This window comes from Paractinoplanes bogorensis (assembly GCF_018829635.1).
In the GTDB taxonomy this organism is placed as follows: Bacteria; Actinomycetota; Actinomycetes; order Mycobacteriales; family Micromonosporaceae; genus Actinoplanes; species Actinoplanes bogorensis.
Window position 1 is genome coordinate 12876 of the sequence record NZ_JAHKKG010000024.1, and the last position, 23988, is coordinate 36863.

Sequence of the window (23988 nt, forward strand, 5' to 3'; positions counted from 1 at the left end):
CTTTCACCTCAGGGGGAAGGGAGCGTTGTCGATGACCGCGCCAGGCACCGACGAGATCGTCGTCGATCGCCTCACCAAGCAGTACAAGAAGCTCCGAGCCGTCGATGATCTGTCGTTCCGCGTGCGATCGGGGCGGGTCACCGGCTTCCTCGGTCCCAACGGCGCCGGCAAGACGACCACGCTGCGCATGCTGCTCGGCCTGGTCACACCGACCGCGGGCACGGCCACCTTCGGCAACCAGCGGTACGTCGACATCAAGGACCCGCTGCGCGAGGTCGGCGCGGTGCTCGAGGCGTCGAGCGCCCACCGCGGCCGCACCGGTCGCAACCACCTGCGGATGATCTGCAAGGCCGCCGGGCTGCCCGACACCCGGGCCGACGAGGTGCTCGAGCTGGTCGGCCTCACCCCGGCCGCGTCCCGCAAGTTCAAGGGTTACTCACTGGGCATGAAGCAACGCCTGGGCATCGCGGCCGCCATGCTCGGCAACCCGCGGGTGCTGATCCTCGACGAGCCGGCCAACGGTCTCGACCCCGAGGGCATCCGCTGGATGCGTGACCTGCTCAAGTCGCTGGCCGCCGAGGGCCGCACGGTGCTGGTCTCGAGCCACCTGCTGGGCGAGATGCAGCTGCTGGCCGACGACGTGGTGATCGTCGCCGCGGGCAAGCTGATCCGGCAGGGCCCGGTCGACGAGGTGCTCGGCGCGATGAGCGGTGGCGCGAGCGTGCGGGTCCGCACTCCGCAGGCCGAGGCCCTGACCGCCGCGCTCTCCGAGCTCAACGCGACCGTGACCGCGACGCAGGACGGCGTTCTGCTGGTGCACGGGGCCGAGGCGGCCGCGGTCGGTCACGCCGCCTTCAAGGCCGGGGTCGAGCTGCACGAGCTGTCCGCCGAACGCGGCGATCTCGAACAGGTCTTCCTGCAGCTCACGGCCGGAAAGGCGGGCATCCGATGAGTCTGGTCAACGCCGAGCTCTTCAAGGTCCGCACCACCTCGCTGTGGTGGATCATGGGCATCATCCTGATCCCGCTGTACGCGGCCAGCGTGCTGATCAACTGGGCCCAGGCCAGCGCGGGCGCGCCCCCGGCGGACGCGGGCGTCTCCGACTCGCAGAGCGCCACCATCGAGGCCGCCCTCGAGCCGATCAACGTGGCCACCAACCTCTACACCAGCGGCCAGTACATGGGCATCCTGGTGGTCCTGCTGCTCTCGGCGATCATCGTGACCAGCGAGTTCTTCCACCTCACGGCGACCACGACGTTCCTGGTGACGCCGCGCCGCGAGGCGGTCATCCTGGCCAAGTTCGGCGCCGCGGTGATCATCGGCGTGATCGTCTGGCTGTTCACCACGATCCTCAACCTGATCGTGGTGCCGCTGATCCTCAACTCGCTCGACGTCGGCGGCTCACAACTCGGTGAACCGGCCGTCTGGCGGGCCATCGGGCTCAACGCGCTGGCCTTCGTGCTGTGGGCGATCCTCGGGGTCGGCGCCGGCGTGCTGATCCGCAGCCAGATCGCGGCCACGCTGATCCTCGGCATCGTCTACGTGGTCGGCACCTCGGTCATCAGCCTGATCTTCTACCTACTCAGCGAGTACGTGGCCGAGTGGATCAACAACCTCCAGGTGATCATCCCGACCACGGCGTCGGCGCTGATGATCTCGGGCACCGATCTGCCGGGCAGTCCGCCGCGCTGGGTCGGGGCGGTCGTGCTGATCGGGTACGCCGCGGTGCTGGGCTTCTTCGGCACCTGGCTGACGAAGCGGCGCGACATCAGCTGAACCGGGTTACGAATCAGATCCCACGTCACAATGTGACGTGGGATCTTTCGTCACCCCGTGGGACGTGCCAGGAGTAGGCGCGGGGAGCACGGCGTAGCCTTGACGCCGAATCCTTCCCGTCCCATGTGACGAAACAGTCGCGTGCTGACAAACATGGTGAAAGAGGCGAACACGGAAGTGTCGACCCAGCAGACTTCGCACGAGAACCCCCTCGCGGACTTCGGGCCGAATGAGTGGATCGTCGACGAGATGTATCAGCGCTATCTGGCCGACCCGACCAGCGTCGACCCGGCCTGGCACGACTTCTTCGCCGACTACAAGCCCGCGATGGCCACCGGATCGATCGTGACGCCCGACGAGGCGAAAGCCGCCAACGCGACCGCTTCGGCGGCGCGGGCCGGCACCGACGCCCCGGCCGCGGCCACCGTCGCCCCGGTCAAGCCGACTGTTCCCAGCACGGAGTCTGCCCCCAAGGCCAAGCCCGCGGCCACACCCGCGCCCAAGCCGGCCGCCAAGCCCGCGCCCGCCGCCGCGAACGGCAAGGCCGAAGGCGCCAAGGTCACGACGCTGCGCGGCGTGGCCGCCAAGATCGTGCAGAACATGGACGCCTCGCTCGAGGTGCCGACCGCCACCTCGGTGCGCGCGGTACCCGCGAAGCTCATGGTCGACAACCGCATCGTGATCAACAACCACCTCGCCCGCGGGCGGGGCGGGAAGGTCAGCTTCACCCACCTGATCGGCTGGGCGATGGTCCGCGCGGTCGTTCAGCACCCCGAGATGAACAACTCGTTCGCCGAGGTCGACGGCAAGCCCGCGATGGTCCAGCCCGAGCACGTCAACCTGGGCATCGCCATCGACCTGGCCAAGAAGGACGGCTCGCGCACCCTGGTCGTGCCGTCCATCAAGAACTGCGAACAGATGGACTTCCGCAAGTTCTGGCAGGCGTACGAAGATGTGGTCCGGCGCGCCCGGCGCAACGAGTTGACCATGGACGACTACTCGGGCACCACGATCTCGCTGACCAACCCGGGCGGTCTGGGCACGGTCCACTCGATCCCCCGCCTGATGAACGGCCAGAGCGCGATCATCGGCGTCGGCGCGATGGAGTACCCCGCGTCGTACTCGGGGATGAGCGACGAGATGCTGACCGAGCTCGGCGTCAGCAAGATCACCACGCTGACCAGCACCTATGACCACCGGGTGATCCAGGGCGCGCAGTCCGGCGAGTTCCTCAAGGCGATGAACGAGTTCCTGCTCGGCGAGCACGGTTTCTACGACGAGATCTTCACCTCGCTGCGGATCCCGTACGAGCCGGTCCGCTGGGTACGGGACGTCGCGCGCACCTCCGAGGGGCAGATCGACAAGGCGGCCCGGGTCGTCGAGCTGATCCACGCGTACCGGGTCCGCGGTCACCTGATGGCCGACACCGACCCGCTCGAGTTCGAGATCCGCCGGCACCCCGATCTCGACGTCCTCCAGCACGGTCTGACCCTGTGGGACCTCGACCGCGCGTTCCCGGTCGGCGGCTTCGCCGGCAAGCAGCGGATGAAGCTGCGCGACGTGCTGGGCGTCCTGCGCGACACGTACTGCCGCCGGGTCGGCATCGAATACATGCACATCCAGGGCCCCGAGGAGCGGCGCTGGATCCAGGACCGCATCGAGATCAAGTACACCAAGCCCGACTCGGACGAGCAGAAGCACATCCTCAACCGGCTGAACGCGGCCGAGGCGTTCGAGACGTTCCTGCAGACCAAGTTCGTCGGGCAGAAGCGGTTCTCGCTCGAGGGCGGCGAGTCGCTGATCCCGCTGCTCGACGCCGTGCTCGAGTCGTCGGCCGACGCCGGGCTGGACGAGATGGTCATCGGCATGGCCCACCGCGGCCGGCTCAACGTGCTGGCGAACATCGTGGCCAAGCCGTACGAGAAGATCTTCAACGAGTTCGAGGGTCAGATGGACCCGAAGTCGGCCCACGGCTCCGGCGACGTCAAGTACCACCTGGGCCAGTCGGGCAAGTACACGACGCCCGACGGCGAGCACTCGACCACGGTCAGCGTGGTGGCCAACCCGTCGCACCTCGAGGCGGTCGACCCGGTGCTCGAGGGCATCGTCCGGGCCAAGCAGGACCGCCTCGACCTCGGCCTGCACGGCTACACGGTGCTCCCGTTGCTGGTGCACGGTGACGCCGCGTTCGCCGGTCAGGGCGTGGTGGCCGAGACGCTCAACCTGTCGCAGCTGCGCGGCTACCGCACCGGTGGCACGGTCCACGTGATCGTCAACAACCAGGTCGGCTTCACCACGGCTCCGGAATACAGCCGTTCGTCGATGTACTCGACCGACGTGGCCCGGATGATCCAGGCGCCGATCTTCCACGTGAACGGTGACGACCCCGAGGCCGTCGTCCGGGTCGCGAAGCTCGCCTTCGAATACCGCCAGGCGTTCAACAAGGACGTCGTCATCGACATGGTCTGCTACCGCCGCCGCGGGCACAACGAGGGCGACGACCCGTCGATGACCAACCCGCGGATGTACGAGATCATCGACCAGAAGCGCTCGGTGCGGAAGCTCTACACCGAGGAGCTGATCGGCCGGGGTGACATCACCGTGGACGACGCCCAGGAGCAGCTGCGCGACTACCAGTCCCAGCTCGAGCAGGTCTTCAAGGCCACCCGTGACGCGGCCGGAACCCCGCCGCGCCCGCGGGTCATCTCCGAGGAGCCCGAGCCCGAGGTCGACACCGCGATCGACGCCGCCGCCGTCCGCGCGGTCGGCCAGGCGCACGTCGAACTGCCCGAGGGCTTCACCCCGCACAAGCGGGTGCAGCAGCTGCTCGAGCGCCGGGCCAAGATGGGCACCGAGGGCGGCATCGACTGGGGCTTCGGCGAGCTGATCGCATTCGGGTCGCTGCTCGCCCAGGGCGTCACCGTGCGGCTGGCCGGGCAGGACTCGCGCCGCGGCACGTTCGTCTCGCGGCACGCCTCGATCGTCGACGCCAAGACCGGCAAGGACTTCCTGCCGCTGTCCACGCTGACCACCGGTTCGGCCCGCTTCTTCGTGCACGACTCGCTGCTCAGCGAATATGCGGCGATGGGCTTCGAATACGGCTACTCGGTCGAGAACCCGGAGGCGCTGGTCCTCTGGGAGGCGCAGTTCGGCGACTTCGTCAACGGCGCCCAGTCGATCGTGGACGAGTTCATCTCGTCCGGCGAGGTCAAGTGGGGCCAGCAGTCGTCGCTGGTGCTGCTGCTCCCGCACGGCCAGGAGGGCCAGGGTCCCGACCACTCCTCCGGCCGGCCCGAGCGGTTCCTGCAGCTCTGCGCGCAGGACAACATGCGCGTGGCCAACACGACGACCCCGGCCAACTACTTCCACCTGCTGCGCCGCCAGGCCCTGTCGAGCAAGCGCAAGCCGCTGGTCGTCTTCTCGCCGAAGTCGCTGCTGCGCCACAAGCTCGCCGTGTCGTCGGTCGCCGACTTCACCGAGGGCACGTTCCAGCCGGTGATCGGCGACGCCGGCGTCAACGGCGCGCCGCTCGACAAGGGCTCGGTCAAGCGGGTGCTGCTCTGCTCGGGCAAGGTCTACTACGACCTGTTCCAGGCCCGGGCCGAACGCGGCATCACCGACACCGCGATCGTGCGGATGGAGCAGATCTACCCGCTGCCGGTGGACGAGCTCAAGGCGGTGCTGGCCCAGTTCCCCAACGCCGAAGACTTCGTCTGGGTGCAGGAGGAGCCGGCCAACCAGGGTGCGTGGTCGTTCGTCGCGCTCAACCTGCTCGAGCACCTCGAGGGCGTACGGCTGCGTCGCATCTCGCGTCCGGCCGCGGCGGCGCCCGCCGTCGGTTCGGCCAAGATGCACGAGGCCGAGCAGGCGGCCCTGATCGAGGCCGCGCTGCCGCGTCCGTGATCTGCTGAGAAGGGGGCGCTCCGCTACGGCGGGGCGCCCCCTTTTAGTATCCGGGCATGTACTTCACCGATCGTGGCATCGAGGAACTCGTCGACCGGCGCGGCGAGGAGAGCGTGACGCTGGAATGGGTGGCCGACCAGCTGCGCACCTTCGTCGACCAGAACCCGGAGTTCGAGACCCCGATCGAACGCTTCGCGACGTGGCTGGCCCGCGCGGACGACGAGGACGACGAGTAGGGCCCCGCGTCTCCTGAGCCGGGAGTCCTTATCCGGCGCTGATCTGGCCGGCCACTCGCGCGATCTCGGCGGCCTCGGCCGGTGAGCTCAATCCGCTGCGCGTGGCCGTGTCGCTGCGCAGGAAACGTCGCAATCCGGCCGTGAGCAGGCCTTCCGGCAGTACGCGGAGCGCGGCGAACCCGGCCGGGACCGTCTCCGGCAGAGCGGACATCTGTCGTCGCATGTGGTGGACCATGTCGCGGACCGCGGCCGGATCGCCGGCCAGTGCCTGCGGGCCACCGGCCGCGACCACCGCCTGGCCCAGTGGCACCGTGAACGCGGCGTGCGTCCGGAGCCAGGCCTCCATGCGCGGCTCGGCCTTGGCGTTGATGCCGGCGGCGCGGAATGTCCGCACGATCCGGTCGAGGCGCGGGGTGGCGCGGCCGCCGGGTTCGCCGATCGGCATCGGGACGCGGCGGGTCAGCAGGCTGGGCGGGCGGTAGCGGACCACGTCACCGTCCATCACGCCGCCGGTGGGCGGGAAGCCGAGCAGCACCCGGCCGGGGCCGATCACCGCGCCCAGCGGCTCCGCGCCGGCGGCCCAGTTGACCAGGAACAGCACGTCGCCGTCGACGTCGGCGATCGACCGGAGCACCGGGTCGACCTGGTGGGCGCGGACGACGACGGTGATCAGGTCGTAGCCGCCCTCGGGACGCTCGATCACCGGAACCGGCACACGGGTGACGTTCGTGCTGTCGCCCTCGGCCACCAGCACACCGCCGTGCCGTTGCAGGGCGGTCAGCCGGTCGCCGCGAGCCAGGAGCGAGACGTCGTGGCCGGCCTCATGCAGCCGGGCCGCGAGGAGACTGCCGCAGACCCCGGCGCCATAAACGAGAAGTTTCATCTCGCGCCCTTCCATCATACGATCGTTTGAATCAAACGTTTGTTAGAGTACCTGCCCATGGCGCCCCTCGACACCCGCACACAATTGCTGGACGCGGCCGAGCGCCTGTTCGCGGAGCGCGGCTTCCGAGGCACGTCGGTCCGGGCGATCACCGACCTGGCCGGCGCGAACCTGGCCGCCGTCGGCTACCACTTCGGCTCGAAGGCCGAGCTGCTGTCCGCGGTGGTCCGCCGGGTGATCGAGCCCATCACCGCGGCCCAGCTCGCCGGCCTCGAGCGACTCGGCTCGGAACCGACGATCTCCGAACTGGTCGAGGCGTTCGCGGGCCCGCTGTTCGACGAGATGCGAGCCGACACGTCCCGGCTGATCGTGCGGATCTTCGGCGACCCGTCCGAAGAGATGCGCGACTGGACCGGCTCGGCCGAGGAGCAGGTCCGCGACCGCTATCGGGCGGCTTTCGCACGGGCGCTGCCTGATCTGCCGGCGGAGGAGCTGTGGTTCCGGATGCGGGGGATCCTCGCCGTGGCCGCCGTCGATCGGGTCGACCGGCACAACCAGCCCTGCACGCCGAACCCGACCGAGCCGGCTCGTCGCTGGGCGGTCACCTTCCTGGCCGCGGCGATGAGCGCACCGCCGACAGGCTGAGGTTTTGAGCGCAACCGCTCACGCAGGTCGCCGTGGCGTGCTTCGCGTTCTGGACGCGCCAGCGGCCAGCGGGGCTCGACGCGGTCCCCACGGGAGCGACGGTCCGTCACCCACCACCCGGCCGGGACATGAAGCTCTTGATCTTGATTCTCCGGTGTCCGACGTCATCGGGAGTTAGGACTTTCGACCCGGCGACGACAGGGAGCGGCCGGTAGGTTGGGCTCGTGGCACGAAGCGTCTATGTGGCGGGTCTGGGGCCCGGTGTCGGCAAGGGCACCGTGGCGCTGGGGCTGGTCGAGTTGTTGTCCCGGCAGGTCGCGCGGATCGGGGTGTTCCGGCCGCTGGTGTCCGGCGACGGTGATGATTCGCTGCTGACGCTGCTGACCAAGCGCTATCCGGTGGTCGCGCCCTATGCGGAGTCCTACGGCGTCACGATGGCCGAGGCGAGCGCTCTGGTGGCCGACGGCAAGTGGGAAGAGCTCATCTCGCGGATCGTCGAGCGCTATCGCGAAGTGGAGCGGCACGCGGCGTCCGTGGTGGTGATCGGCAGCGACTTCGCGGCCGCCGGTGGCGCCCGGGACCGCGACGAGATCCCGCGCGAGCTGGCTTTCAACGCACGGCTGGCCACCGAGTTCGGCAGCGTCGTGGTGCCGGTCGTCAGCGGCGAGGGCCGATCGGCCGAGTCGCTGACGTCGGCGGTTCGCAGCGCCTATCACGCGCTCGCCGATCTCGACGCCACCGTGGTCGCGGTGATCGCCAACCGGGTGTCCGAGGGGCCGCCGGCCGACGGCGGTCTGCCGGTGCCGATGTGGTCGATCCCGTCGGTGGCCGCGGTCGCGGCGCCCACGGTGGCCGAGGTGGCCGCCGCCTTGGACGCGACGGTGGTGTCCGGTGGGGATGGTGCGCTCGATCGCGACGTGCTCGACTACGTGGTCGGCGCGGCTCATGTGCCGACCGTGCTCGACCACCTGACCGACGGCGCGCTGATGATCACGCCGGGCGACCGGGCCGACCTGCTGCTGGCCGCCAGTGCGGCGCACGCGGCGGGCAACGTGACACTGTCGGGGCTGGTGCTGACGCTGGGTGAACCGCCCGACCCCCGGGTCGTCCGGGTCATCGAAAAGCTCAACACCGGCCTGGCCATGCTGCTCGTGGACGCGGACAGCTACCACACGATCGCGGCCGCCTCACACATCCAGGCCCGTCTCGGCACCGCCACCCCACGCAAGATCGACGCGGCGCTGGGCGCGTTCGAGGAACACGTCGACACCGCCGAGCTGACCCGGCTGCTCGACGTGGCGCGGTCGAGCCGGGTGACGCCGCTGATGTTCGAGAACGATCTGATCGACCGGGCCCGGGCCGAGCGCCGCCACCTGGTGCTGCCCGAGGGCACCGACGAGCGCATCCTGCGGGCCACCGAGACCCTGCTGCGGCGGGGCGTCGCCGACCTCACCCTGCTCGGCGACCCGGCCGAGATCGCCCGGCGGGCCCGGGAAGTGGGCGTCGAGATCGGGGCCGCGCGGCTGATCGACCCGGCCGCGAGCGAGTGGCGCGACCGGTTCGCCGAGCGGTACGCCGAACTGCGCCGGAAGCGGGGCGTCTCGCTCGACCTGGCCTACGACGTGGTGCGCGACGTCAACTACTTCGGGACGCTGATGGTGGCCGAGGGGCTGGCCGACGGCATGGTGTCGGGGGCCAACCACACGACGGCGGCCACGATCCGGCCCGCCTTCGAGATCATCAAGACGGTCCCGGAGGTGTCGGTGGCGTCCAGCGTCTTCTTCATGCTGCTGGCCGACCGGGTGCTGGTCTACGGCGACTGCGCGGTCAACCCCGACCCGGACGCGGCCCAGCTGGCCGACATCGCGCTCTCGTCGGCGCGTACGGCGGCCGCCTTCGGCATCGAACCGCGGGTGGCCATGCTGTCCTACTCGACCGGCAGCTCGGGCGCGGGCGCCGACGTCGAGAAGGTCGCGGCGGCCACCGCTCTGGTCCGCGAACGGCATCCCGACCTGCCGGTGGAGGGCCCGATCCAGTACGACGCGGCCGTCGACCCGGCGGTGGCGGCGACCAAGCTTCCGGGCAGCGCGGTGGCCGGCCAGGCGACGGTGCTGATCTTCCCCGACCTCAATACCGGCAACAACACGTACAAGGCGGTCCAGCGGTCGGCCAACGCGGTCGCCGTCGGGCCGGTCATGCAGGGCCTGCGCCGGCCGGTCAACGACCTGTCCCGCGGGGCCACGGTCAAAGACATCGTCAACACGGTGGCGATCACGGCGATTCAGGCGGCGGCGCGATGACCAGGGTTCTGGTGCTCAACAGTGGCTCGTCGTCGGTCAAGTACCGGCTCTTCGACGGCGCCGAGACGCTGGCCAAGGGGCTGGTCGAACGGATCGGGGAGAGCGGCGGCGAGGTCGCCGACCACCGGGCCGCGCTGCAGGGAATCATGGACCAGGTCGACCTGTCCGGGCTGGCCGCGGTCGGGCACCGGGTGGTGCACGGCGGGGCCGAGTTCACCGGCCCGACCGTGATCGACGACGAGGTGGTGGCCCGGATCGAGGCCCTCGTGCCGCTGGCGCCGCTGCACAACCCGGCCGCGCTGACCGGCATCGAGGTCGCCCGCAAGCTGCTGCCCGACGTGCCGCAGGTGGCCGTGTTCGACACCGCGTTCCACGCGACGATCCCGCCCGAGGGGGTCACCTGGGCTCTTTCCCGCGAGCTGACCGAGCGATGGCAGATCCGCCGGTACGGATTCCACGGCACCTCCCACGCGTACGTGTCCCGCCGCACCGCGCAGGTGCTGGGCCGCGACCCGGCGGACACAAACGTGATCACCCTGCATCTCGGGAACGGGGCGAGCGCCTGCGCGGTCGAGGGCGGCCGCAGCGTGGCCACCTCGATGGGCATGTCCCCGCTGCCCGGGCTCGTGATGGGCACCCGCAGCGGCGACGTCGACCCGACGGTGATCTTCCATCTGCACCGGGTGGCCGGTCTGCCGCTGGACGAGATCGAAGACTCGCTGACCCGGCACGGCGGGCTGCTCGGCATGACCGGGGTCAACGACCTGCGCTCGGTGCTCGAGCGGCGCGCGGCCGGCGATCCGGACGCGGGGCTGGCGTTCGACGTCTACTGCCGGCGCATCCGCGAATACGTGGGGGCCTACCTGGCCGTGCTCGGCCGGGTCGACGCCATCACGTTCACCGCCGGTGTGGGCGAGAATTCCGCGGCCGTACGGTCGTCTTCGCTCAGCGGTCTCGAGCCGCTCGGCATCGCGATCGACCCGGAACGCAACGAGCGCCGGGACGAGGTGATCTCCCCGCCCGGCGCTCGCATCCCCGTCTGTGTGATCCCGACGGACGAGGAGTTGGAGATCGCCGACCAGTCCCGGACGGCGCTCTCGCCGGCTACTACTGAGCCAGCCAGATGATCGCGGCGACGACCACCACGGCGACCGCGGCGATGCCGATGATCAGTGGGGTCTTCGAGGCCGCCGCGGGCTCCTGAGGAGTGCTCTCGGTGAAGGCCCGGAACGCCTCGGTGTTGCCGCTCGGGTCCACGCTGTTGTCAGACATGGCCAAGACCATAGCCGCACCATGCACTTCCACGGAGTCCCGTATCTTAGCGGTCACAGCTCCGACCAGGACAAACGTCATCCGTCCGGGGGAATTCACCCCATTGAGGCAGCCCGCAGCACAATGGGTCGGGTGCATCGCCGAATTCTCGCCCTCGCTCTGGTGCCGGCGTTCCTCGTCGCGTGCTCGTCTCCCCCGACGCCCGCCCCGTCGACGCCCGCCCCGTCAACGCCGGCCACGACAGCGCCCGTCCCGACGGCGCCCACCACGGCGGCGCCCACCCGCTCATTCGAGGTCGAGACCCGCACTCTCCGGCTGCAGCGCGGCGCCGACCGCCCGCTGACGACGACGGTCTGGGTCCCCCGAGGCGACGGCCCGTATCCGCTGATCCTGTTCAGCCACGGCCTCGGCGGCAGCCCGGCCGACTATCGCGAGCTGCTCACCGCCTGGGCCCGGGCCGGGTTTGTGGTCGCCGCCCCGGCCTACCCGTTCACGTCGCGCACGGCGGCCAAGATGAACGTGCTCGACGTGCTCAACCAGCCCGCCGACGCCGGCTACGTGATCACGCAGACGCTCGGGGAGATTTCCAGCGCCGACCCCGATCGCGTCGCCGCGGCCGGGCATTCGGCCGGTGGGGTGACGACGCTGGGCCTGTTCTCAGGTGCCCGCGACGAACGCCTGCGCGCGGGCGTGGTGCTGGCCGGCCGCCAGGTGTTGCCCCAGCCGTTCGTCGGCCCCGAGGCACCCATGCTGTTCGTCCATGGCCGCAAGGACCCCACGGTCGCCTATGCGGACGGCCGGGCCGCCTACGACGCGGTGACGTGGCCCAAGGCGTTCGTCAGCATCACCGACGGCGGGCACCTGGCCACCGGACGCGCCCTCGACGTCGTCGCCACCACGTCGACCGACTTCTGGCGCTGGACGCTCTATGGCGACAAGAACGCCCGCGCCCGCCTGAAAGCCGACGCCACCCGCGGAGATCTGGCCACATTCGCCGACCGCCTGTAGGGGTCAGTGCAGGAAGTCGACCGCCACCTTGCCGAAGACGTCGCCCGACTCGAGGCGGGCGAAGGCGTCGGCCACCGCGCTGAACCCGTACGTCGAGTCGATCACCGGGCGCACCTCCTGGGCCACCATCAGGTCGAGCAGCGCCGCCAGATCACTCCTGGTGCCCATCGAGCTGCCCAGAATGTCGAGCTGCATCGCGAACACCCGCCGCAGATCCACCGTGGCCAGGTGCCCGCCGGTCGCCCCGCACACCACGATGCGGGCGCCGGGCGCGCTGCACTTCATCGAGTGCTCGAACGTCGGGACCCCGACCGACTCGATCACGATGTCGACCCGCTCGGGCAGCCGCGCCCCCGGTTCCGCCGCCGTCGCGCCCAGGGCGGCGATCTTCTCCCGTTTGCCCGGGTCGCGGCTGGTCGCGTACACCCGTTTGCCCATCGCGACCGCCAGCGCCACCGCCGCCGTCGCCACTCCCCCGCCGGCGCCCTGCACCAGCACCGAGGACGCCTCGTCGGCCCGGCCCCGGGTCGCCAGCATGTGGTACGCGGTGAGCCACGCCGTCGGCAGGCAGGCCGCGTCGAGGAAGGACAGGCCGGCCGGTTTCGGCACCAGATTTTCCCGGGGCACGGCGATGCGTTCGGCCAGCGTGCCCGGGTACCGCTCGGAGAACATCGAGTAGCCACGCGGGTCGGCCTTGTCCTCGACCACGGGATAGACGACGACCTCGTTGCCGTCGGGGTCGACGCCGGCCGCGTCGCAGCCCAGGATCATCGGCAGCCGGTCGGCGGGTAGGCCGACGCCGCGCAGCGACCACAGGTCGTGCTGGTTGAGCGAGGCGGCCCGCACGTCGACGGTGACCCAGCCCTCGGCCGGGACGGGTTCGGGCTGCTCACCCACCTGCAGGGCGGAGCGGGGGTCGGTCGGGGCGGAAGCTATGGCGTAGGCGGCGCGCATAGCCCCCGACCATAGTGGTCTTACGGCAGAACGGCCGCGCGCGGCTCCGGGGCGGGGGCCGGGGCACGGCGAGCCACCCCGTCGGCGTGCGCGGCCGCGGCCACGGCCGCGGCGACCGCGGGGGCGACCCGCGGGTCGAGCGGCGACGGCACGATCGCGTCGGCGGTCAGGTCGTCCGAGACGACACCGGCGATGGCGTCGGCCGCGGCCACCTTCATCCGGTCGGTGATCGTGGTCGCCCGCACGTCGAGCGCGCCCCGGAAGATGCCCGGGAACGCCAGCACGTTGTTGATCTGGTTGGGGAAGTCGCTGCGCCCGGTGGCCACGATCGCCGCGTACTTGCAGGCGATGTCCGGCAGCACCTCGGGCGTCGGGTTGGCCATGGCGAAGATGATCGCGCCGGGGGCCATGCCGGCCACCGCGCTCTCCTCGATCGTCCCGCCCGAGACTCCGACCAGCACGTCCGCACCGATCAGGGCTTCCGAGATTCCTCCCGTACGCCCGGAGAGGTTGGTCGTCGCGGCCAGCTCGGCCTTGATCGGGGTGAGGTCGCCGCGCTCGGCGTGGATGATCCCCCGCGAGTCGCAGATGATGACGTTGGCCCCGTCCACACCGGCCGCGATCAGCATCTGGGTGATGGCGACCCCGGCCGCACCGGCCCCGCTGATCACCACGCGGAGGTCGGCGAACCGGCGGCCGAGCAGCTTGGCCGAGTTGCGCAGCGCGGCCAGCGTGACCACCGCGGTGCCGTGCTGGTCGTCGTGGAAGACCGGGATGTCGAGTTCGGCGTCGAGCCGGCGCTCGATCTCGAAGCAGCGCGGCGCGCTGATGTCCTCAAGGTTGATGCCGCCGAACGAGGGCGCCATCGCCTTGACCGCGGCCACGATGCCGTCGACGTCCTGGGTGTCCAGGCAGATCGGGATCGAGTCGACCCCGCCGAACTGCTTGAACAGGATCGACTTGCCCTCCATGACCGGCATCGCGGCCTTGGGGCCGATGTTGCCGAGGCCGAGCACGGCCGAGCCGTCGGTGACCACGGCGACCGTGTTGGCCGTCCACGTGTAGTCGGGGTAGAGCTCCGGGTCGTCGGCGATCGCTTCGCAGACCCGGGCCACGCCCGGCGTGTAGGCCAGCGACAGGTGGTCGCGGCTGGCCAGCGGAACGGTCAGGTTGATCTCCATCTTGCCGCGTTTGTGCAGGTCGAAGACGGGATCGGCGGCGAGGGCGGGGTCGAGTTCGAAGCTGAAGAAGGACACGGGGACTCCAACCGGCATGGCGATGGTGGTCGAGGAGGCGCTCATCGATCACAGCAGCGATTGGGCGGCGGATCAGAGAGCTGCGCGGGGATCACCCGTGAGAAGCAACCGCGAAGCGCGAGTGTGCGCCGCGGTTCTGCGACCCTAACCTAGCCGACCGAGCCGCGGATAGTAGCGAATCCACACCCGGCCGATGACATCCGCCACCCCGTACGCCCGGCTGTCGTCCTCGACCAGCTCGTTGTCCCCCTGTATCCACCAGCCCCCGTCCTGCGGCCTTACCGCTCGCTTGACGACCAGCAGGTCAGGCCGGGATCGAAAGCGCGCGACCACAATGTCGCCCGCGCGCACCCGTCCGCCGCGGCGCACCAGCAACGCGTCGCCCGAGCGCAGAGCAGGCGCCATCGACGGCCCGTGGACCAGCACCGCGAACAGTGGTAGTTGCCACCTCACGGCATCAGTCCTCCTCGGCGTTACGGCCCGGATGTAAGGGGTAGTGTCAACCACGGATCATCGCAAAACTCTATGGAGGAGTCCTGATGCGACTTCCGCGTTTCCTCACGCCTTCAACCGTGGTCAGCGCCCACTGCGACCTGCCCTGTGGCGTCTACGACCCGGCCCAGGCCCGGATCGAGGCCGAGTCGGTCAAGGCCATCGCCGAGAAGTACCAGGCGAACACGGACCCCGAGTTCCGCACTCGGGCCATCCTCATCAAGGAGCAGCGGGCCGAGCTGGTCAAGCACCACCTGTGGGTGCTGTGGACCGACTACTTCAAGCCCCCGCACTTCGAGAAGTACCCGAACCTGCACCAGCTCTTCAACGAGGCCACCAAGCTCGCCGGTGCCTCCGGGGCCAAGGGTTCGGTCGACCCGGCCGTGGCCGACCAGCTGCTCGGCAAGATCGAGGAGATCTCCAAGATCTTCTGGGAGACCAAGCAGGCCTGAGCTCCGAGCAGCACTACCGGCCGGTACGCCCACCCGGGCGTACCGGCCGACTGCGCTCAGCGACTAGAGTCTGCTGGCGGTGGGAGGAGCAACGGTGACTCAGCGGACGGACGCATACCCGGACCCGGCGATCGGCGACGACATCGTCATGCTGACCGTGCCGGCCGACGGCGGCTATCTGGGCGTTCTCCGCACGGCCACGGCCGGCCTGGCCGCCCGGCTGCATTTCGCCCTCGACGAGATCGAAGATCTGCGCATCGCCGTCGACGAGGCGTGCGCGATGCTGCTGGCGATCGCGACCCGCGGGGCCGAGCTCGAGTGTCGCTTCGCCGTGACCGAAGACGCGTTGACGGTTGAGGTGACGGTCACGACCGTACGGGGAGCGAAGTTGCCCGCCGAGTCGTCGTTCGCCTGGAAGGTGCTGACCGCGCTGACCACGTCGGCCGCCGCGGAGGCGACCGGGCAACGCGCGACGATCCGGCTCGTCACCCGGCGTACGGGAGCCTGAAGCTCTTCTTACCGGACCACGGCCGAGATGTAGTCGATGTGCTGGGTGGCCGCCCTGGTCGCCGACTCGGCGTCCCGCATGACCAGGCAGTCCAGGATGAGGCGGTGGTCGGCGTCGATCTGGCGCCAGTAGCCCGGCGGCAGGTTGTCGGTGACCTCCTCACCGAACTGGGCGTGATAGAGCGGGCGCACCACCAGCTCGAACAGCGGATTCTGCGTCGCCTTGGCCACCGCCATGTGGAACGCCGCATGGGCCGCCATCATCGTCTCGAACTCGTCGACCGCCGGATCGAACAGCGCCCCGCGCATCTCGATCAGGTGACTGTCGTCCCGGCGCAGCGCGGCCAGCCCGGAGGCCGGCACCTCGAGCGCCCGGCGCAGCTCGAGCAGATCGGCGAAGCCCACCCCGTCCGACTGGGTGAGCAGCGTGAACCCGGTCGTCAGGGTGTCGGCGAGCTGCTCGGCGTCGGGATGCGCGACGAAGCTGCCGCCGGTGACCCCGCGGGTGGTGACGATCAGATGCTGACTCGCCAGAAGGCGCAGAGCCTCCCGTACGGTGCTCCGGCTGACTCCGGTCTTGACGCACAGCTCGGGCTCCGGGGGCAGCCGCTCACCGGGCTGCAGCCGGCCCGAGGTGATGTCTGCCCGTAACTCGTCCGCCAGCAGCTGATATGCGGGCGGCCGCACCGTTGATCCGGTCACTTCCACAGGGTAGGCCCTGCCCCGCCGGATGAGGGCGATTAATCGATGCCCAACGCCCTCGTGCTGGCCGGCAGCACGATCAGCAACCCGGTCAGCACCCCGAGCACCATCATCAGTACGCCCAGCCAGAGCGGGCCGACCTGGAGCAGGAAGCCGCCGGTGGCGATGGTGAAGAGCTGGATGACGATCGCCGGGCCGCGCGCGCCCCGGGTGCGGCGGCCGAGGCCCCGCGCGACGAAGAAGATCGCCGCCACGCCGAGAGCGGCAAACACCGTCAATGCCACGGCCATCCCGACGTTCTCGGAACGGCTCGTCAGATCGAGAACCACCAAATACACCGTGAGCCCGGCCAGGGCAAGACACTCCAGATAGAGCAGCCGCACCGCCCACAGCAGGGTCGTGGGGTTGTCAACGACGGACTTCTCACCGGTCACACCAGCACCATACCGACAGTGTTTTCGCGCGCTCTTGGGTACAGTGCCGCGCATGCGAGCGTTACTGCTGGTCAACCCCAAGGCAACGACCACCAGCGAGCGCAGCCGGGACGTCCTGGTCAGAGCACTGCGGAGCGCGGTCGAGCTGTCGGTGGAATACACGACCCGCCGGGGGCACGCCGCCGCCCTGGCCCGGTCGGCCGCCGAGAGCGGGGTAGACGTGGTCGTCACGCTCGGTGGCGACGGCACCGTCAACGAGGCGGTGAACGGGCTGATGACCGCCGAGGCCGTGCTGAGCGGGCTGTCCGGCCCCCGCGCCCAGGTGCTGCCGGCGCTCGCGGTGGTGCCGGGCGGATCGACCAACGTCTTCGCCCGCGCGCTCGGCCTGCCGCGCGACTGGGTCGAGGGCGTCAGCGTGATCCTCGACGGTCTGCGCGACGGGCGGCACCGGGTGATCGGTCTCGGCCGGGCCGACGACCGTTACTTCACCTTCGCGGCCGGCATGGGACTCGACGCGGCTGTGGTCCGCCGGGTCGAGCAGGCCCGGTTGCGCGGCCGCACGTCGACGCCTGCCCTTTACTTCCGCTCGGTGGTCGGCCAGATGATCAGCAAAGAGGACCGCAAGTCCCCGCCGCTGACCATCGAGCGCCCGGGCGAGGCCCCCGAGCCCGACCTGGGCACCGTGATCGTGCAGAACACCGCGCCGTGGACCTATCTGGGTGACCGGCCGATCAACCCGAGCCCCGGCGCCTCGTTCGACCGTGGCCTCGACGTGATGGCGCTGCGTGGCCTGGCCGTCACCAGCACGAGCCGGACGATGGCCCAGCTGGCCCTGCGCCGGGCCGAGCCGCACGGCAAGCAGGTGGTGCACCTGCACGACCAGGACGAGTTCACCGTGATCGCCACCCGTCCGCAGGCGTTCCAGCTGGACGGTGACTATCTGGGCGAGCGGCAGAAGGTGCACTTCGTGTCCGTCCCCGAAGCTTTGCGTGTGATCTGCTGATCGCTGGGTACCGGAGATCACGATCAGTTACAGAAACGCGATCAAAAGGTCGGCAGGAGGGCACGGACCGTACTACATTGATAGGAGCGTTGGTCACCCGGTGCTGCCTGCAAGCCGCAGAACCGGACAAAGAGGGCGTGAGCCAGCTCACCCGCCCGGAGAAACTTCCGGCGCTACCCTTGACATCGCGAGAGTTCGTGAAAGCATTCACAAGCGATAAGAAGTAACCGGTAGCCGGTTGCGCGCGTTTCCAATCCAGAAGCGCCGTACGGCTTCCGATAACACAAAAGCTTGCTACGCATGGCGAGCCGCGGGTCACTCACCGCCGGACGCCACCGCGAACGCATAGGTAAACCAGTAACGCAATTCATTACCCCATCCGAAACAAGGAGTGTTGCCGCCATGGACTGGCGTCACGATGCGATCTGCCGCGACGAGGACCCGGAGCTGTTCTTCCCGATCGGGACGTCCGGCCCCGCGCTCCTGCAGGTCGAGCAGGCCAAGGCCGTGTGCCGGCGGTGTCCCGTGACCGAGGACTGCCTCACGTGGGCCCTCGAGTCCGGTCAGGACGCCGGCGTATGGGGCGGGATGAGCGAAGACGAACGGCGCGCGGTCAAGCGTCGCGGCGGCCTGCGGGTCGGAGCTCCCACCGCCTGAATCAATCCCCCACAGCATTTACGCCCCGGGCCGTTCGGCACCGGGGCGTCTTGCTGTTTCCGGCCGACTACTCAGCGCGTCGAATCCTGAGAGCTTCGTGAGAGGTTCGCCGAACGCGCTAATTCGATCACGTTGGGTTTCATCGAGAATCCACGAAATGATCTCGAAATTGCGCGACGACCACCAATGGTCCACATTCCCCGCACGCCGCGTGGCGATAGGCGGAGCGCACAACGCCCGGTAACGCAGAGCCACCAATTTAGGGTTGCCTTACCGATCCTCTTAGGAGATTCCCGGTAGTTTGCGCGGTATACAGCGGCGAACGCCCAACTGGCGAATCGAGCAGCGCTCTCTCAGGCGGCGGCGTGCAGGCTTCGGCCGGTAGCGGCCAGCACGCGGGCGGCCACGAGACGTACGAGCTCGGGCGCATCACCCAGCGGTGGCGCCACCGCCACGGCGCCGGCCCCCAGAGCCGAGCGCACCGCCACGTCGTACAGGAAGCCCGGAGCGAGGAAATAGGTCGCCATCCCGATGCGGCGGGCACCGGACGCCCACAGACGGCTCACAGCCGCGCCGGGGTCGGGCGGGGAGGCCGAGGCATACGCGGGCACGCACGGGACGCTCAGACGGGCACTGAGGGCGTCCGCGGCCCACATGATCGTTTCCCGGGCGACAGCGTCACGTGTGCCGGCCGCGGCCAGCACGACGCCATCGAAAGAACCGGGCAGCAGTCGTACGAGACCATCGATGAGACCGGCCGGCCCCAGGACGTCGGCCAGCGTCACGTCGACGGGCAAAGAGGCGGCGTCGTCGAGGATGGCCGGCACGTCGACCCGCCCGTGGTAGGCCGCCGTCAGCAGCAGCGGCACCAGCACGGCCCGGCGACCCGGCAGCGCGGCCAGCACGTCGAGCGGACGCGGCCCCGCGTGATCGAGGAACGACGCGTGCACGTCCCACGACGGGTGGGCCCGGCGCACCGCCCGGGCGAGCGCGTGAGTGGACTCGGCCGCCCGCGGGTCCCGGCTGCCGTGAGCGACCAGGACGACCGCGAGACGGTCGGTCAGACGTGCAGACCGCATTCGGTCTTCTCGAACATCGCCCAGCGGCCCGCGCGCGGGTCCTCGCCGGCCTTGGTGCGGCGGGTGCACGGCCAGCAGCCGATCGAGCCGTAGCCCATCTTGAACAGCTCGTTGACCGGCACGTTCCACCGGCTGATGTAGCGGTCCACATCGGCCTGGGTCCAGGCCGCGATCGGGTTGACCTTGACCTTGCCCTTCTTCGGGTCGAAGGCCACGACCGGCGTGTTGGCCCGGGTCGGCGACTCGTCACGGCGCAGGCCGGTGGCCCACGAGTCGTACTCGGACAGGGCGCGCTCGAGCGGCTCGACCTTGCGCAGGAAGCAGCACTCGTCGGGGCTGCGGGCGAACAGCCGCGGCCCGAGCTCGCCGTCCTGCTGGCCGACCGTCTGGCGCGGACGGATCGAGCGGACGTTCACGTCCATGGTCGCGGCCACGATGTCGCGCACCTTGAGCGTCTCGGGGAAGTGCAGGCCGGTGTCGAGGAAGACCACGTCGACGCCCGGCGCGACCCGGGAGAACAGGTGCGCCACGACGGCGTCGGCCATCGAGCTGGTGACGCAGAACCGGTCGCCGAAGGTGTCGGTCGCCCACTTGGCGATCACCTCGGCCGGGGCGCCCTCGAGGTCACGGCCGGCGTCGCGGGCCAGCGCCTCGAGCTCGTCGCGGGAGCGCCGGCCGGGGTCGACGGCAGCACTGCCGAAACCCAGGTTGACGAGATTGAGAGAAGTGGCAGCCACGACTGTCATCGGTTCACTCCCTTGGAAAGCAGCCCGTTGAACTTGACCGTGAAAACCCGTGCGCAGGAGTGGCACTCCCACGCGCCGTGCGATGCCTCGTTGGGGTACAGGTCTTCGTCGCCGCAATAGGGGCAGTACAGGGGGGTCGACCGGGCGTCACTCATTTGATGAGCTCCTCGTCCGCGCGGACCACCCAGTTGGCGAATGTCTCGTCGGTCGACGAGCGGTCGGCCAGGTAGTTGCGGGCCACCCGCTCGACGTACCCGGGAAGCTCCTCGGCCGTGGCCTTGAGCCCGCGGACCTTGCGCCCGAAGCCGGCCGTCTCGCCCTTGGCCATGCCGAGCGCGCCGCCGAGGTGCACCTGGAAGCCCTCGACCTGCTCGCCGTGGGCGTTCATGACCAGCTGGCCCTTGAGCCCGATGTCGGCCACCTGGGTGCGGGCGCAGGCGTTGGGGCAGCCGTTGATGTGGATCGAGATGTCGGCGTCGAAGTCGCGCAGCCGCTCCTCGAGCCGGGCCACCAGCTCTTCGCCGCGGGCCTTGGTCTCGACGATCGCCAGCTTGCAGTACTCGATGCCGGTGCAGGCCATGGTGCCGCGCCGCCAGGCCGACGGGCGCGCCTCGAGCCCGATGTCGCGCAAGCCGCGCACGAGACCCTCGACGTTGTCGTCCGAAACATCCAGGACAAGCAGTTTCTGGTACGCCGTGAGCCGTACCCGGTCCGACCCGGCCGCCTCGGCCAGATCGGCCAGCTTCGCGAGTTGCCCGCCCGAGGAACGGCCGACCACCGGCGCCGCGCCGACGTAGTTACGCCCGTCGACCTGCTTGTGCACACCGATGTGGTCGATCGGCTTCTCGGGCAGCTCGGGCGGCGGGCCGTCGAGCAGGGTGCGGCCGAGGTACTCCTTCTCGAGGGTCTCGCGGAACTTGGCGACACCCCAGTCGGCCAGCAGGAACTTCAGACGGGCGCGGGTCCGCAGCCGGCGGTAGCCGTAGTCGCGGTAGATCCCGACCACGGCCTCCCAGACGTCCGGGATCTCGTTGAGCGGCACCCACACGCCGAGCCGCTCGGCCAGGCGCGGGTTGGTCGAGAGCCCGCCGCCGACCCAGAGGTCGAAGCCGGGGCCGTGCTCGGGGTGGTCGACGCCCAGGAACGAGATGTCGTTGACCTGGTAAGGCGTGTCGACCAGCCACGAGATGGACGACTTGAACTTGCGCGGCAGGTTGGAGTAGCGCGGGTCGCCGATGTAGCGCTCGAGGATCTCGTCGATCGCCGGGGTCGGGTCGATGACCTCGTCGACCGAGACGCCGGCCACGGGCGAGCCGAGCACGATGCGCGGGCAGTCGCCGCACGCCTCGGTGGTCTGCAGGCCGACCGCTTCCAGGCGCCGCCAGATCTCCGGCATGTCTTCGACCCGGATCCAGTGCAGCTGGATGTTCTGCCGGTCGGTGATGTCGGCCGTGCCGCGGCCGAACTCCTCGGAGATCTGCGCGATGGTGCGCAGCTGGGCCAGGTTGAGCGCGCCGCCGTCGATGCGGACGCGGAGCATGAAGTACTCGTCCTCGAGCTCGTGCGGCTCGAGCACCGCCGTGCGCCCGCCGTCGATGCCCGCCTTGCGCTGGGTGTAGAGCCCCCACCAGCGGAACCGGCCGCGCAGGTCCTGCGGGTCGATCGACGCGAAACCGGTGTGGGCGTAGATGTTCTCGATGCGCGCGCGGACGTTGAGCGGGTTGTCGTCCTTCTTGATCCGCTCGTTGGGGTTCAGCGGCTCGCGGTGTCCGAGCGCCCACTGACCCTCGCCACGCGCCTTGCGGGGGCGGGCGGTGGGGCCTGCTGGGGTGCTGCTGGGCGCCATGTCGGCGATCCTCCGGGTTTCGTGGGCGCGGCTGGACGCTCACGGCGGAGGCTCGTGACTTCAGTGTCAGGAGAGGCCGGGCGTCTCGCGCGCCCGGAAATGAAAACGGACGGCGTCAGGACGCCGGACACATCGCGCTGCGAACACGGCCGTAATCAACGTGGCGGCGAGCCACGAAGCGGCGGTTCAGAGCAGCGGTCATGTCGGCAAGCCTCTCACGGCATTCGAATCTGGGCCAGTGCGGTCCAGATTTCGGGAGTGTGTCGTTCACCGCTTGCCCAGCGGCACCACCAGCACGGCCTCGGTGCCGCCGCCGGCCCGATTCCGCAGCTCGATGCTGCCGCGCAGCTCCCCGGTGGCCAGCGCGCGCACGATCTGCAGGCCGAGCCGCTGGCTGTCCGGCTGGAAGTCGTCGGGCAGCCCCTGCCCGTTGTCGGCCACCGTGACGTGCAACTGCTTGCGGAACCGGTGGGCCGAGACGACGACCTCGCCGTCCCCTTCCGTGTCTTCCGGGGGGAGATCGTCCTCGCCGGCCGGGAAACCGTGCTCGACCGCGTTGATCAGCAGCTCGTTGAGCACCATGACCAGCGAGGTGGCGATTTCGGCGGGCAGCACGCCGAACGTGCCCTCACGCCGCATCTTCACCGGCACGCTGGTCGCCGCGACCTCGGAGGCGGCGGTGGCGACCCGGTCGACGATCCCGTCGAACTCGACCGCCTCGTCGCTCGACATCGACAGCGTCTCGTGCACCAGGGCGATCGAGGCGACCCGGCGCACCGACTCCTGCAACGCGATCTTGGCCTCGGGTGCGTCGACCCGGCGGGCCTGCAGGCGCAGCAGCGCGGCCACCGTCTGCAGGTTGTTCTTGACCCGGTGGTGGATCTCGCGGATCGTCGCGTCCTTGGTCATCAGGGCACGGTCGCGGCGGCGGACCTCGGTCACGTCGCGGACCAGCACCAGCGCGCCGATCGGCACCCCGGCCGGCATCAGCGGCAGGGCCCGGATCAGCACGGTCGCGCCGCGGGCCTCCATCTCCTGCCGGGGCGGGGACTCGCCGCGCAGCGCCGAGAGGATGCGCTCGGCGGTGTCGTTGCCCTCCAGCGGGTCGGCCGCGAGCCGGCTGGTCAGCGCCGAAAGCTCCTCGCCGACCAGGTGGGCGTTGAAGCCGAGACGCCGGTAGGCCGACTGGGCGTTCGGGCTGGCGTAGGTGACCTTGCCGCTGGCGTCGAGCCGGATCAGGCCGTCGCCGACCCGGGGCGCCGAGGTGGTCTCACCCGGGTGACGGGGCGGCGGGAAGGTGCCGTCGGCGACCATCTGGGCCAGGTCGTCGGCGGTGGTCAGATAGTTGAGCTCGAGCTGGCTCGGCGTACGGGCGGTGGACAGGTTGGTGTCCCGCCCGATCACGGCGACGACCTCGCTGAAGCCCTCGTCGTGGTCGTTGAGGTCGCGCAGGCGTACGGGAATCGCCTCGTGCCGGGCCGGGGTGTCGCCGTACCAGACCGGATCGCCCTCGCGCCAGATCCGCTCCTGGGCGAAGGCGATGTCGAGGTGGGCCACCTCGGGACCGCCGACGATCTTGCCGACCTGGTCGTCCTGGTACGCGGTCGGGGCGGTGGTCGGCCGCACCTGCGCGACACAGAGATAACGGCGCGGCTGCCCGTCCTCGCCCCGCACCGGCACCCACATCAGCAGGTCGGCGAAGGAGAGGTCGGACAGCAGCTGCCAGTCACCGGCGAGCCGGTGCAGGTGGTCGATGTCGGCCGGCCCCAGACCGGTGTGTTCCTCGGCCAGATCACGCAACGTTGACACGCAGCAAGCGTGCCACGTCACTGTTACT

At 70.0% G+C, this 23988-nt stretch carries 23 protein-coding genes; 12 read left to right on the plus strand and 11 right to left on the minus strand.

Features of this window, described 5'->3' with window-relative positions; all coding sequences use genetic code 11:
• Positions 1 to 31: 31 nt before the first annotated feature.
• The 4 genes from KOI35_RS45655 (at position 32) to KOI35_RS45670 (ending at position 5915) form a co-directional block, all read left to right on the plus strand.
• Positions 32 to 952, plus strand: coding sequence for an ABC transporter ATP-binding protein (locus KOI35_RS45655; RefSeq protein ID WP_215796055.1), 921 nt, complete (start codon positions 32 to 34; stop codon positions 950 to 952).
• Positions 949 to 1776: an ABC transporter permease gene (locus KOI35_RS45660; protein WP_215796056.1), complete on the plus strand. Its 828-nt coding sequence runs from the start codon at positions 949 to 951 to the stop codon at positions 1774 to 1776. Before KOI35_RS45655 ends, KOI35_RS45660 begins: the two co-directional genes overlap by 4 nt.
• A gap of 177 nt (positions 1777 to 1953) precedes the next feature.
• On the plus strand, positions 1954 to 5679 hold the full coding sequence (locus tag KOI35_RS45665; RefSeq protein WP_215796102.1) for a multifunctional oxoglutarate decarboxylase/oxoglutarate dehydrogenase thiamine pyrophosphate-binding subunit/dihydrolipoyllysine-residue succinyltransferase subunit: 3726 nt from the start codon (positions 1954 to 1956) through the stop codon (positions 5677 to 5679).
• Positions 5680 to 5735: 56 nt separating this feature from the next.
• Positions 5736 to 5915 (plus strand): DUF6104 family protein, encoded by a 180-nt coding sequence (locus KOI35_RS45670; protein ID WP_215796057.1) that lies wholly within the window; start codon positions 5736 to 5738, stop codon positions 5913 to 5915.
• A 28-nt stretch (positions 5916 to 5943) separates the two neighbouring features.
• Here the strand turns inward: KOI35_RS45670 and KOI35_RS45675 are convergent, their stop codons facing one another.
• Complete coding sequence (locus tag KOI35_RS45675; RefSeq protein WP_215796058.1) at positions 5944 to 6798, minus strand: ketopantoate reductase family protein; 855 nt, start codon at positions 6796 to 6798, stop codon at positions 5944 to 5946.
• Positions 6799 to 6855: 57 nt separating this feature from the next.
• Between KOI35_RS45675 and KOI35_RS45680 the strand changes: the two genes are divergently transcribed.
• The 3 genes from KOI35_RS45680 (at position 6856) to KOI35_RS45690 (ending at position 10870) form a co-directional block, all read left to right on the plus strand.
• Entirely contained in the window at positions 6856 to 7443 is a 588-nt protein-coding gene (locus KOI35_RS45680; RefSeq protein ID WP_215796059.1) for a TetR/AcrR family transcriptional regulator, read from the plus strand.
• 224 nt (positions 7444 to 7667) lie between these two features.
• Positions 7668 to 9743, plus strand: a complete 2076-nt coding sequence (gene pta / locus KOI35_RS45685; RefSeq protein WP_215796060.1) for a phosphate acetyltransferase — start codon at positions 7668 to 7670, stop codon at positions 9741 to 9743.
• Entirely contained in the window at positions 9740 to 10870 is a 1131-nt protein-coding gene (locus KOI35_RS45690; protein ID WP_215796061.1) for an acetate/propionate family kinase, read from the plus strand. Before pta ends, KOI35_RS45690 begins: the two co-directional genes overlap by 4 nt.
• Here KOI35_RS45690 and KOI35_RS45695 read toward each other — a convergent pair.
• A complete protein-coding gene (locus KOI35_RS45695) occupies positions 10851 to 11015 on the minus strand; it encodes a hypothetical protein (protein ID WP_215796062.1) in 165 nt (54 codons plus the stop codon). The genes KOI35_RS45690 and KOI35_RS45695 overlap by 20 nt on opposite strands.
• A 132-nt stretch (positions 11016 to 11147) precedes the next feature.
• On the opposite strand from KOI35_RS45695, the gene KOI35_RS45700 reads away from it, so the two are divergent.
• Positions 11148 to 12023 (plus strand): alpha/beta hydrolase family protein, encoded by an 876-nt coding sequence (locus KOI35_RS45700; RefSeq protein WP_438870669.1) that lies wholly within the window; start codon positions 11148 to 11150, stop codon positions 12021 to 12023.
• Between the two features lie 3 nt (positions 12024 to 12026).
• Here the strand turns inward: KOI35_RS45700 and KOI35_RS45705 are convergent, their stop codons facing one another.
• From KOI35_RS45705 to KOI35_RS45715, 3 genes are all read right to left on the minus strand, one after another.
• Positions 12027 to 12977 carry a zinc-binding dehydrogenase gene (locus tag KOI35_RS45705; protein WP_215796064.1) on the minus strand — a complete coding sequence of 317 codons (951 nt, stop codon included), beginning with the start codon at positions 12975 to 12977 and terminating at the stop codon, positions 12027 to 12029.
• A gap of 20 nt (positions 12978 to 12997) precedes the next feature.
• Positions 12998 to 14251: an NAD(P)-dependent malic enzyme gene (locus KOI35_RS45710; RefSeq protein WP_215796103.1), complete on the minus strand. Its 1254-nt coding sequence runs from the start codon at positions 14249 to 14251 to the stop codon at positions 12998 to 13000.
• A 126-nt stretch (positions 14252 to 14377) separates the two neighbouring features.
• The gene (locus KOI35_RS45715) at positions 14378 to 14686 is read right to left on the minus strand and encodes a S26 family signal peptidase (RefSeq protein WP_308121458.1); all 309 of its coding nucleotides are present in this window, start codon (positions 14684 to 14686) and stop codon (positions 14378 to 14380) included.
• A gap of 86 nt (positions 14687 to 14772) precedes the next feature.
• Between KOI35_RS45715 and sodN the strand changes: the two genes are divergently transcribed.
• Positions 14773 to 15177 (plus strand): superoxide dismutase, Ni, encoded by a 405-nt coding sequence (gene sodN, locus KOI35_RS45720; protein ID WP_215796065.1) that lies wholly within the window; start codon positions 14773 to 14775, stop codon positions 15175 to 15177.
• A 148-nt stretch (positions 15178 to 15325) separates the two neighbouring features.
• Entirely contained in the window at positions 15326 to 15685 is a 360-nt protein-coding gene (locus KOI35_RS45725) for an ATP-binding protein (RefSeq protein WP_215796105.1), read from the plus strand.
• An 8-nt stretch (positions 15686 to 15693) separates the two neighbouring features.
• Here the strand turns inward: KOI35_RS45725 and KOI35_RS45730 are convergent, their stop codons facing one another.
• A complete protein-coding gene (locus KOI35_RS45730; RefSeq protein ID WP_215796066.1) occupies positions 15694 to 16386 on the minus strand; it encodes a FadR/GntR family transcriptional regulator in 693 nt (230 codons plus the stop codon).
• 38 nt (positions 16387 to 16424) lie between these two features.
• A complete protein-coding gene (locus KOI35_RS45735; protein ID WP_308121459.1) occupies positions 16425 to 16820 on the minus strand; it encodes a hypothetical protein in 396 nt (131 codons plus the stop codon).
• A gap of 52 nt (positions 16821 to 16872) precedes the next feature.
• Between KOI35_RS45735 and KOI35_RS45740 the strand changes: the two genes are divergently transcribed.
• The gene (locus KOI35_RS45740; RefSeq protein WP_215796067.1) at positions 16873 to 17823 is read left to right on the plus strand and encodes a diacylglycerol/lipid kinase family protein; all 951 of its coding nucleotides are present in this window, start codon (positions 16873 to 16875) and stop codon (positions 17821 to 17823) included.
• 402 nt (positions 17824 to 18225) lie between these two features.
• Entirely contained in the window at positions 18226 to 18480 is a 255-nt protein-coding gene (locus tag KOI35_RS45745; RefSeq protein WP_133874584.1) for a WhiB family transcriptional regulator, read from the plus strand.
• A gap of 353 nt (positions 18481 to 18833) precedes the next feature.
• On the opposite strand, the gene KOI35_RS45750 is transcribed toward KOI35_RS45745, so the two are convergent.
• The 4 genes from KOI35_RS45750 to KOI35_RS45765 all read right to left on the minus strand — a co-directional run bounded on the left by KOI35_RS45750 (position 18834) and on the right by KOI35_RS45765 (position 23960).
• Complete coding sequence (locus KOI35_RS45750; protein ID WP_215796068.1) at positions 18834 to 19559, minus strand: sirohydrochlorin chelatase; 726 nt, start codon at positions 19557 to 19559, stop codon at positions 18834 to 18836.
• Positions 19541 to 20305 (minus strand): phosphoadenylyl-sulfate reductase, encoded by a 765-nt coding sequence (locus KOI35_RS45755; RefSeq protein WP_215796069.1) that lies wholly within the window; start codon positions 20303 to 20305, stop codon positions 19541 to 19543. The genes KOI35_RS45750 and KOI35_RS45755 overlap by 19 nt, the downstream gene beginning before the upstream one ends.
• 151 nt (positions 20306 to 20456) lie before the next feature.
• The gene (locus KOI35_RS45760) at positions 20457 to 22151 is read right to left on the minus strand and encodes a nitrite/sulfite reductase (RefSeq protein ID WP_215796070.1); all 1695 of its coding nucleotides are present in this window, start codon (positions 22149 to 22151) and stop codon (positions 20457 to 20459) included.
• 267 nt (positions 22152 to 22418) lie between these two features.
• A complete protein-coding gene (locus tag KOI35_RS45765; protein ID WP_215796071.1) occupies positions 22419 to 23960 on the minus strand; it encodes a sensor histidine kinase in 1542 nt (513 codons plus the stop codon).
• Positions 23961 to 23988: the final 28 nt, after the last annotated feature.

Excerpts from the sequence above, each read along its gene's own strand:
- KOI35_RS45655 (WP_215796055.1), top strand. The coding sequence starts at position 32 with ATGACCGCGCCAGGCACCGACGAGATCGTCGTCGATCGCCTCACCAAG.
- KOI35_RS45660 (WP_215796056.1), top strand. The coding sequence starts at position 949 with ATGAGTCTGGTCAACGCCGAGCTCTTCAAGGTCCGCACCACCTCGCTG.
- KOI35_RS45670 (WP_215796057.1), top strand. The coding sequence starts at position 5,736 with ATGTACTTCACCGATCGTGGCATCGAGGAACTCGTCGACCGGCGCGGC.
- KOI35_RS45675 (WP_215796058.1), bottom strand. The coding sequence starts at position 6,798 with ATGAAACTTCTCGTTTATGGCGCCGGGGTCTGCGGCAGTCTCCTCGCG.
- KOI35_RS45680 (WP_215796059.1), top strand. The coding sequence starts at position 6,856 with ATGGCGCCCCTCGACACCCGCACACAATTGCTGGACGCGGCCGAGCGC.
- KOI35_RS45690 (WP_215796061.1), top strand. The coding sequence starts at position 9,740 with ATGACCAGGGTTCTGGTGCTCAACAGTGGCTCGTCGTCGGTCAAGTAC.
- KOI35_RS45695 (WP_215796062.1), bottom strand. The coding sequence starts at position 11,015 with ATGTCTGACAACAGCGTGGACCCGAGCGGCAACACCGAGGCGTTCCGG.
- KOI35_RS45705 (WP_215796064.1), bottom strand. The coding sequence starts at position 12,977 with ATGCGCGCCGCCTACGCCATAGCTTCCGCCCCGACCGACCCCCGCTCC.
- KOI35_RS45710 (WP_215796103.1), bottom strand. The coding sequence starts at position 14,251 with ATGCCGGTTGGAGTCCCCGTGTCCTTCTTCAGCTTCGAACTCGACCCC.
- sodN (WP_215796065.1), top strand. The coding sequence starts at position 14,773 with ATGCGACTTCCGCGTTTCCTCACGCCTTCAACCGTGGTCAGCGCCCAC.
- KOI35_RS45725 (WP_215796105.1), top strand. The coding sequence starts at position 15,326 with ATGCTGACCGTGCCGGCCGACGGCGGCTATCTGGGCGTTCTCCGCACG.
- KOI35_RS45740 (WP_215796067.1), top strand. The coding sequence starts at position 16,873 with ATGCGAGCGTTACTGCTGGTCAACCCCAAGGCAACGACCACCAGCGAG.
- KOI35_RS45745 (WP_133874584.1), top strand. The coding sequence starts at position 18,226 with ATGGACTGGCGTCACGATGCGATCTGCCGCGACGAGGACCCGGAGCTG.
- KOI35_RS45750 (WP_215796068.1), bottom strand. The coding sequence starts at position 19,559 with ATGCGGTCTGCACGTCTGACCGACCGTCTCGCGGTCGTCCTGGTCGCT.
- KOI35_RS45755 (WP_215796069.1), bottom strand. The coding sequence starts at position 20,305 with ATGACAGTCGTGGCTGCCACTTCTCTCAATCTCGTCAACCTGGGTTTC.
- KOI35_RS45760 (WP_215796070.1), bottom strand. The coding sequence starts at position 22,151 with ATGGCGCCCAGCAGCACCCCAGCAGGCCCCACCGCCCGCCCCCGCAAG.